The 8,796-nt window shown below is 72.6% G+C and carries 7 protein-coding genes; 2 read left to right on the plus strand and 5 right to left on the minus strand.

Features of this window, described 5'->3' with window-relative positions; translation table 11 throughout:
* Positions 1-280: 280 nt before the first annotated feature.
* Positions 281-1,978 (minus strand): dynamin family protein, encoded by a 1,698-nt coding sequence (locus E2651_RS37605; RefSeq protein ID WP_167829012.1) that lies wholly within the window; start codon positions 1,976-1,978, stop codon positions 281-283.
* Positions 1,979-2,248: 270 nt separating this feature from the next.
* Between E2651_RS37605 and E2651_RS37610 the strand changes: the two genes are divergently transcribed.
* Positions 2,249-2,848 carry an XRE family transcriptional regulator gene (locus tag E2651_RS37610; RefSeq protein WP_135335764.1) on the plus strand — a complete coding sequence of 200 codons (600 nt, stop codon included), beginning with the start codon at positions 2,249-2,251 and terminating at the stop codon, positions 2,846-2,848.
* 42 nt (positions 2,849-2,890) lie between these two features.
* On the opposite strand, the gene E2651_RS37615 is transcribed toward E2651_RS37610, so the two are convergent.
* The 4 genes from E2651_RS37615 to E2651_RS37630 all read right to left on the minus strand — a co-directional run bounded on the left by E2651_RS37615 (position 2,891) and on the right by E2651_RS37630 (position 7,547).
* Complete coding sequence (locus E2651_RS37615) at positions 2,891-3,523, minus strand: NAD(P)-dependent oxidoreductase (RefSeq protein WP_135335765.1); 633 nt, start codon at positions 3,521-3,523, stop codon at positions 2,891-2,893.
* 157 nt (positions 3,524-3,680) lie between these two features.
* Entirely contained in the window at positions 3,681-4,592 is a 912-nt protein-coding gene (locus E2651_RS37620) for an AraC family transcriptional regulator (protein ID WP_135335766.1), read from the minus strand.
* 37 nt (positions 4,593-4,629) lie between these two features.
* On the minus strand, positions 4,630-5,478 hold the full coding sequence (locus E2651_RS37625) for a hypothetical protein (protein ID WP_135335767.1): 849 nt from the start codon (positions 5,476-5,478) through the stop codon (positions 4,630-4,632).
* Positions 5,479-5,561: 83 nt separating this feature from the next.
* Positions 5,562-7,547: a tetratricopeptide repeat protein gene (locus tag E2651_RS37630; RefSeq protein WP_167829013.1), complete on the minus strand. Its 1,986-nt coding sequence runs from the start codon at positions 7,545-7,547 to the stop codon at positions 5,562-5,564.
* A 179-nt stretch (positions 7,548-7,726) separates the two neighbouring features.
* On the opposite strand from E2651_RS37630, the gene E2651_RS37635 reads away from it, so the two are divergent.
* Positions 7,727-8,796, plus strand: a 1,070-nt coding sequence (locus tag E2651_RS37635; RefSeq protein ID WP_245239469.1) for a cytochrome P450, incomplete at its 3' end; no start/stop codon positions are given.

Genomic DNA, 8,796 nt, shown 5'->3' on the forward strand with positions numbered 1-8,796 from the left:
GTTCGGGGGCGGGCGGCGGCGCTTCCGGGGCGGTCTCGGCCTTCATGGCGGCCTGGACCGGAGCCTTCTCCGGGGCAGCCTCCGGCTCTGAGGCCGCCGCTGGCTCTGGCTCCGGCTCCGGCTCCGGACGGGCCCCTTCCGGAGCCGGAGCCGTATCAAGTTCAGCGTCCTGCCTCCGAGGTCCGCGACCTCGCAGAAGGTTCCACCACGAGCGCGGGTCCCACCAGGGGTGTCGCCGTGTCATCTCGGCCTCCTTCATGGGCCGTTGGAACGCAGTTGTTCAGTCGGTGTCGTGGAACAGCAGCCGCTCCGCCGATGCCACGCGGTCGGCGATCCGGTCGTACGTACGCAGCACGGTGCGCGCGGCGAGGACGGTGGGCGGCGCGTGGAACGGGTCGTCCACGCGCACCCGCCAGGCCGCACGCCGGTCCGCGATGGCGGTGCGGAACGCGGGCAGAGGCGCGTCCGGGGGCAGCCCGAGCCGGTCCGCTGCCGACCGTCCCCGCTCCCCGGTGACCAGCAGCACCTCGTCGCGTTCGGCGTCCGTGAAGTCGAAGTCGCCCCGGTACAGGCCGGTGAGCAGGGCGATCTCGGCGGGGCCCGGATCGCTGAGCCGGAAGCGTTCGAGGGCGGCGCCGACGGTGTTCACCGTCTCGGCGAACGCGAAGCCGTGGGCCCGGTCTCGGGGCAGGGCGCGCGACCGGTGCACGGACGCGGTGGCCTGCCGCAGCGCGGAGTCGAGTTTGATCAGCCCGGACCGGTTGCCGAAGTGCTCGACGATCAGGTCACGCAGCGCCGCCACGCCACTGTCCGCGAGCAGGATCTCGCGTACGTCGGCGACATCCGCGCCCCCTCGGATCAGGACGCACGCGCGGTGCACGCCCCACGCGCCGAGCCTGTGCAGCAGCCGGGCGCGCTCCTCCGGGGGGACGGGCAGGTCCTCGTACGGCTGCCGGGCGAACCTGCGCTCGCTGCGAAGGCGGTTCACCAGGGTCTGGGCGTCGGTGTCCGCGAGCTTCACCAAGGACACGTACTCGTCGTCGGTCAGCGTCTGCGCACCAAGGCCGGTGAGTCCCGCGACCGGGAGCACCGTGTGGAAGGCGGCGCGCAGCGCGGGGCGCCCCAGATATCCGGCGACGATCTCGCGCCCGGCGTCCAGTGGGTCGTACTCCAAAGGGTCGGGGTGTCCCGGCAGGTCCTCCGACGGCGGCCAGAACTGGTCGCAGCGGGTGAGCACCCCGAATGCCCGCAGGCCGTTGACCGCGCTCTGATGCGCGCCGACGAATTCCTCGACGACCTGGATGTCGGCCCTGCCGAGCGCCCGCGTGAACAGGAACAACACGGCGTCCGCGCGGTCGAGTTCGGCCACGCTGTCGTCGTGCACCTCCTGCGCGTCCCGCCCGATGGCGTCGAGCACCTGCTGGCTCTCGGCCTGTGCGGCGGGGTCCTGGATGCCGAGGAAGGCGGCGGCGTTGGCCGCGTCGGTGCGGTGCACGCTGGCCAGACCGGGAGTGTCGACCAGGTGGAAGGCTTTCAGGAGCTCGTTGGGCCAACCGGCCTCGAGCTTGCGGATGCCCCGCAGGGTGTCCAGCGAGTCGGCGTCCCGCACGGAAAGACGTGCCAGTTCCTCGGGCGAGACCTCGCGGGGCGGCCGGTCGCCCTTGTAGTGCACGGTCAGCCGGCGCCGCGCCGCGTGGTGGAACTCGGTGACGTTGAACGTCGTCTCCAACTGCCCCACCGCCACGACCTCTTCGCCGAGCAGCGCGTTGACCAGTGTCGACTTTCCGCGTTTGAGCTGGCCCGCGACCGCGAGCCGCATGGGCTCGGCGAGGCGCCGTGCCGCGGTGTCCAGGGTCCCGCCGAGTTCCTCCGCACCGCCCGCCGTCGCCGTACGGGCGAGCGTGCTCAGGGTCTCTCGCGCGCCGGTCCGCCGCTCCCCCGACGGGGCCCTTTCCCCGCTGCCACTGTGGACGCTCATGTCCCACCCCCACCCGGGAGCGGGCGTCATCACTGGGCGGCCAGACGAACCGCCCTCCCCCGATGCCAGCAGTATGGGGAGAGCGGGGACCCGGAGCAATACGACGGGGGCAGGTTCCACCCGCAGGAGCCGGACCGGGAATCCGGGAGCGACGGGAGGCGACGGGAGGCGACAGGAGGCGGTCAGTGGGCCGGTCGACGCCGTGCGGACCTGGTGGGACGGGGCAGTCGCACCTTGACAAAGTTCTTTGCCGAAGCGGCAAATGGAGAGATGAGCGACGACGATCTCTCGCAGGTCCTGACCGCCGTCGGGCCACGGCTGCGGGCGCCGCGGACCGCACGCGGCACCACGCTGGCCCGGCTCAGCGAGGAGACCGGGATCTCCTTGAGCACCCTCTCCCGGCTGGAGAGCGGGCAGCGCGAGCCGACCCTCAAGCACCTGCTGCCGCTGGCCAAGGCGCACGGGGTGCCCCTCGACGAGCTGGTCGGCGCGCCCGCCACCGGTGACCCGCGCATTCACCCCCGGCCGTTCACCCGGCACGGCAAGACGTGGGTTCCGCTGACCCGGCACCTGGGCGGCATGCACGCGTATAAGCAGGTCATGCCGGTCGACAAGGACGCGGGAAGCGGCAGCCGCCCCGAGCAGGGTGTGCACGAGGGGTACGAGTGGCTGTACGTCCTCTCCGGCCGGCTGCTGCTCGCCCTCGGCGAGCACGATCTCGTCCTCACGGCGGGCGAGGCGGCGGAGTTCGACACGCGGACCCCGCACGGCTTCGCCAACGCGGGCGACCGCCCCGTCGAGTTCCTCGCCCTGTACGGGGCCCAGGGCGAGCGCGTACATGTGCGGGTCAGGCCCTCCGCGCGGGCCTGACCGCTCACTCAGTACGCGAAACCGGTCAGTACGCGAAACCGCTCAGTACGCGACGCCGATGCGGGCACGCGGGTGGGTGTCCTTCTCCAGTACGTCGACGAAGGCGATCGCGTAGTCCTCGGCGGTGATCCGGCTGTTCCCCTCGGCGTCGGCCAGGAGCCGGTCGCCGCCGACACGGTAGGTGCCGGTGCGCTCGCCGGGCTCGATGAGGGCGGCCGGGGAGATGTAGGTCCAGTTGATGTCGTTCACGGTGCGGTAGTACCCGAGGGCGTCGCGCTGGGCCAGGCTCTCCGCCTTGTACAGGTCCGGGAAGTCCGGCTGGTCGACGAGGTCCTGGCCGGGGGCGACCTCGAGGCTGCCGGCGCCGCCGACGACGACCAGACGGTTGATCCCGCTGGTGCGTACGCCGTCGACGACCGCCGCGTTGGTGGCGAGGAAGGGCGCGGCCGGCGCGGAGCCGTCGCGCGGCGGGGCGAGCGCCGATGCCACGGCGTCGTGGCCTGCGGCGAGTTCGGCGACCTTGGCCGCGTCGGACGCGTCGCCGGTGACGGGGGTGGCGTCGCCGACCGGCTTGCCGGAGCGGCTGACGGCGGTGACTTCGTGGCCGCGGGACAGGGCCTCGGCCGCGATGCGGGAGCCGACCATGCCGGTGGCGCCGAAGAGGAGGATGCGCATGAGTTCTTCTCGCTTTTCTGGGAGTTCCTGGGAGTTCCTGTTTCCGTCTGCACCTACGACGCTACGGTCGTTTATGCAGGTGAGCGAGGTGAGCTACGGACGTCGTATGGTCAAAATCCGACACGCCACGCCACGTCTGATGCGCTTACCTGAGACGCTACGGATGGCGCGGTCCGCGTCCCCGCATGGCTCCGCGGAAGTCGATCGGCGTCTGGCCGGTGCGCTTGTGGAAGAACTTGCTGAAGTTGGTCGCGCTGGAGAAGCCGAGCCGGTCGGCGATCCGCGCCGCCGACCGGTCACTGTGCGCGAGCAGCCGCTTGGCCTCCAGGATCACCCGGCGGTCGATGAACTCCTTCGCCCCCACCCCGGCCCCGGCGAGGGTGGCGCGCGAGAGGGTGCGCGGGGAGTAGCCGAGGGCGTGGGCGTAGTCGTCGAGCCGTCTGCTGTTGGTGAAGTCGCGCTCCACCGCGTCCCGGAAACGCAGGAAGGTCTCGCCCGGCTCCGGGGCCGCGCTGCCGGGCACGGACACATGGGCGACGCGCAGGACGAGTACGCCGAGCAGATGCCGGAGCACCGCGACATGGATCTCGAGCGGCAGTTGGCGCAGCGCGCGGAACTCGTGCTCCAGGTGGGCGATGGCGACCCGCAGCCCCTCGGCGTCGTCACCGGCCGGTGTCCGCACGGCCGGGGCGTACGCGTCGTCGACCCCGGCGGCGGCGACGGTTGCGGGGTCGAGGAACCCGCGCTCGAAGAAGACGACGGTGCCTTCCGCCCCCTCGAGGTCGCCCCACCGGTGGACCTGACCGGGCCGCACCCACAGCCAGGAGCCCGGTTCGACGACGTATCCGGTGAAGTCGACCATGTGCTCCAGCGAGCCCGCGCCCACGGTGAGCAGATGGTGGAAGTCCGGTCGCTGCGGCTGCCGCATGAGCTGCAAGGGCCTGCCGCGGGCCCGCTCGCGCAGCGCGGCGAGCGAGAGCACCTCCACCGGGGCGGGGGTGCCGGCCGGGGCGGCGAAGGCGACCTCGGGGATCTCCCGCGAGGCCGCCGGCCGGTGAGGGACCGTCATGGCTCCTCCATACCACCCGGGCGGCCGGGCCGATGCGTCACGGCGTCGCCTGTGCCGAGATGAACTCGTCCCAGGTGGCGACGGTCCCGGCCACCGGAGCGGCGATCTTCGGGACGGCCCCGAACGCGGAGTACTCCTCGTTGATGACCTCGCGGCCCTTCGAACCTTCGCCGGTCTCGCGGGACTTGAGGACGAGATCGTCCTTGCCGACCCACATGTCGATGACGACGGACTTCATGCCCTGCTTCTCGGCGCCCTCGACGTAGGCGTCGCGGAGGTCCTCGTCCAGGGCGGGGCCGGTGTAGTCGGCGAGTTCGCTGAGCACGACCGTGCCGCGGTAGTGGTCGGCGGGGTGTCCGCCGACCTTTTCCTCGGCGATCCACTTCGTGGACTTCGTCGCCGCGAGCGCACCGGCGAACTCGGGGACGTAGCCGGCCGCGCGCGGGGCGCCGGCACCGCCGCCGATGTCCATGCTGTACCAGCTCTTGCCGGGCACCTTATCCGTCTTCACGTACGTCGTGCCGCCGAGCGACACCATGTGGCTGATGCCGTCCGGGGCGGCCGCGGACTTCGTCACCTCGGCCTTGATGACCGTGGCGGCGGGCTTGCGCTGGTAGAGCATCTCGGACCGGTCCGTGCCGCCCTGCCCCGTCTGGACCGTCTTGTACGAGGTCTGCGCACCGGTCTTCTTCGCCGCCGCGAGCAGCACGGCCCGCGCGTCGGCCCGCGCGTCGGTCCGCGCGTGGCTCTTGTCGTCCCCGCCCTTGCCGTTGTCCTTGCCCGCGTCACCGCGGTCGGATCCGCCGTCGCCGCCGCATCCCGCGGCCATTATCGTGAGCGCCGCCCCCATGGCCGCCGTCACGATGCCCTTCCCCCTTGCGCGCACTGTTCTCTTTTCCCTGCCCATCGTGCCGAATTTCCCGCGATCTTAGCCGTCCTCGCAGGTGAGCGCGTCGGTGAGCGCGTCGGTCAGCCGTCGAGCAGGGCCGCCACCTTGCGGCCGCAGCACTCGGCATGTCCCGCCGCCTCGTACGCCGTGCGTGCCTGCTCCCAGTGGCGGCGTGCCAGCTCCGGCCGGTCCGTGGCGGCGGCGAGCAGTCCGAGCCGGTGCAGGGTGCGGGCCCGGCCGATCAGGTGGCCGGCCTCCTGGTACGCGTCGAGCCCCTGCCGGTAGCAGTCCTCCGCCAGTTCCTGGTCGCCCTGTCCCCTGGCGGTGTGTCCGAGGTTGAACAGCGTGTGGGCGGTGGCCTGTTGGTCGTCCAGGGCGCGGAACAGCGGCAGGGCGGCGGAGTAGTACCGCTCCGCCTCCGCGTATTGCCGGTCGCGCCGGGCGACCGTGCCCATGCTGTGCAGTGTCCTGGCCTCGCCGGCCCGGTCGCCGAGCCGCCGGTAGCCGTCGAGGGCCTCGGCGAAGACGGGCAACGCCCGGCCGTAGTCCTGCTTGTGCTTGAGGAAGTCCCCCTTGTTGTAGAGGGCCAGCGCCAGTTGTCCTTGGTCCGTGTCGGCGCGGGCGAACCGCACCGCCATGTCGCACACCTCCAGGCCGGCGCTCCAGTCCTGCTGGCGGCGCAGCAGCCAGCTGACGTGGTGGGCGAGGGGCAGGACCACCGCGGACCGGCCGTGCAGCTGGGCAAGATGCAGCGCCGAGCGCAGATTGAGCCGCTCGGTGTCCAGCCACTCCTCCGCGGCCTCGTCACGGCCGCCCGCCCGCGCCTCCGCGACCAACCGCTCGACGGCGTCGCGCGCACTGTCCCGGTAATGGACGAGCAGACCGTCGACGGCTCTCTCGACGCTCGCCTCGTCGTCCTCCTCCTGGCGGCGCCACTCCGCGAACAGACGCAGCAGGTCGTGGAAGCGGACCCAGCCGTGCGGTTCGCCCGGCTCGATCATGTGGGCGTCGCGCAGGGCGCGCAGCTGTTTCCTCGCTCGGGGCACGGAACCGCCGGTGAGCGCCGCGGCGGCCGCCAAGCTCACCTGCTGCCCCAGATTGAGCGAGAGCAGCCGGAACATCCTCGCTTCCTCGGCAGTCAGGCGCGCGTACGACAGCTCGAAGGCGGCGGCGACGGAACGGCGTTGCCCGTACGTCAGCTCCTCCAGACGGGTCGCACGGTCACGCAGCGCCGCGGTGAGTTCGCCGACCGACTGGTCCGGGTCACCCGCCAGGATCGAGGCGACGACGGCGAGCGCGAGCGGGAGGTGCCCGCACAGCGCGGCGAGATCGCGCACGGCGTCGGGTTCGTCCTGGGCCCGGGTGTCGCCGGGACGGCGGGTGCGCAGCGTGCGGCTGATCAGCGCGGCGGCCTCGGCCGGTTCCAGTACTCCGACGTCCACGATCCGCGAACCGGGCAGATCACCGAGGGTGTGGCGGCTGGTGACGAGGACCCGGTGCGTCGGCGCGGCGGGCAGCAGGGGCCCTATCTGCTCGGTCGACGAGGCGTTGTCGAGGAACACCAGGACCGCGCCGTGCCGCGATGCGATCTCCGCGAGTTTCGAGCGGTAGAGCGAGAGGCGGCCCTGGAAGGTGGGCGGGAAGAGTTCGTCGGGGACGCCGAGGGCACTCAGGAAGACGGACAGTGCGATGTCGGGCCGCACGGCGCGGTCGACGTCGTATCCCTGGAGGTTGATGAAGAGCACGCCGCCGGGGAACCAGCCCGCCGCCACGGCGTCGTGGGCCGCGCGCACCGCAAGGGCGGTCTTTCCGATGCCCGCCGTGCCGGCCAGCGTGGACACCACGAGCGGGGAGGCAGCGGAGTCGGGGCGCAGTCCGGCGGTGACGGCGTCCAGGGCCGTGCCCCGGCCCGTGAACTCCGGCACGTCCGGGGGCAGGCCGGCGAGCGCGGTGGGCGCCGCGGGCGCCGCCGGCGCTGCGGGGGTGATGTGCAGCTGCCCCACGTGGCCCGCCTGGACGACGGGACCGCTGACGGTTCCGCTCAGATCGTTGGACGACTGGTTCACGGTTCTCTTTGTAGCCCACTGGGCCCTTGCGCAGGAGGGTTCCGCCCACCCTCGTCGTCCGGCCCTCCCCGGTTGCCGTCCGGTCCTCCCGGGTTGTTGTCCGGTCCCGACAGGTACGGCACCCGGTTCCTGACCGGGGGCCGACCTCTGCGGCGGGCCCGGTCGGAGAGGATGAGGGGGTGATCGTTCCTTCGGAGATTGTGGATGCCACGGGCGCCATGGACGTCCTGGCCCCCTTGGACCCCGCGGATCCCGCCTTCGCGCGCGACCCGTATCCGTACTACGCACGGCTGCGCGGTCAGGGGCCCGCGGTGCGGGTGCCGCTGGCCAACGGCACGCACGCGTGGCTCGTCACCGGGTACGAGGAGACGCGGGCCGTGCTCGCCGACCCCCGTTTCTCGAACGTGCCGCCGCCGGACGCGGGCCGGCCGAAGGCCGACTCCCCCGCGCGGCAGGCCCGCGCGTGCCTGGCCCGCCACATGCTCAACTCCGACGCCCCCGATCACACCCGGCTGCGCAGGCTGACCGCCGCCGCGTTCACGCCGCGCCGCGTCGACGCGCTGCGGCCACGGATCGAGGAGCTGACCGCCGGTCTGCTGGCCGATGTGGCGGAGCGGGCGCGGCGCGACGGAAGCGTGGACCTCGTCGACGCCTTCGCCTTCCCGCTCCCCGTCCTTGTCATCGGCGAGGTGCTCGGGGTCCCGGAGGCCGACCGGGCGGACCTGCGGGACTGGACCTACCGGGTCGGTTCGCCCGCCGACGCGCTGACGCCGGGCGCGGTGGACGACGCGTGGACCTCGCTGCACGCCTACTTCACCGAGCTGATCGCCCGTAAGCGACGCGCGCCGGGGCCGGATCTGTTCAGCGCGCTGACGCACGACGCGACGGAGGGCGGGCTCGACGACGGCGAGCTGCTCGCCATGGCGTTCCTGCTCCTGTTCGCGGGTTACGAGACGACCATGAACCTGCTGGCGTCGGCGTCCCTGCTGCTCCTCACCCACCCCGAGGAGCTGTCGGCCGCACGCCGTGACCCCGCACGCTGGCCTGCCGTCGTCGAGGAGACGCTGCGCCACGCAAGCCCGCTGGAGGGCACGACCTGGCGACGGACCACCGAGGAGGTGGACCTCGGCGGCGGCGCGGTCATACCCGCGGGCGCATCCGTCCTGGCCGTACTCGCCGCAGCCAGCCGCGACCCCCGCCACTTCCCGGATCCGGACGCCTTCCGCCCGGACCGCTACCTGGCGGGGGC

Origin of the sequence: Streptomyces sp. MZ04 (genome assembly GCF_004684775.1) — a bacterium.
In the GTDB taxonomy this organism is placed as follows: domain Bacteria; phylum Actinomycetota; class Actinomycetes; order Streptomycetales; family Streptomycetaceae; genus Streptomyces.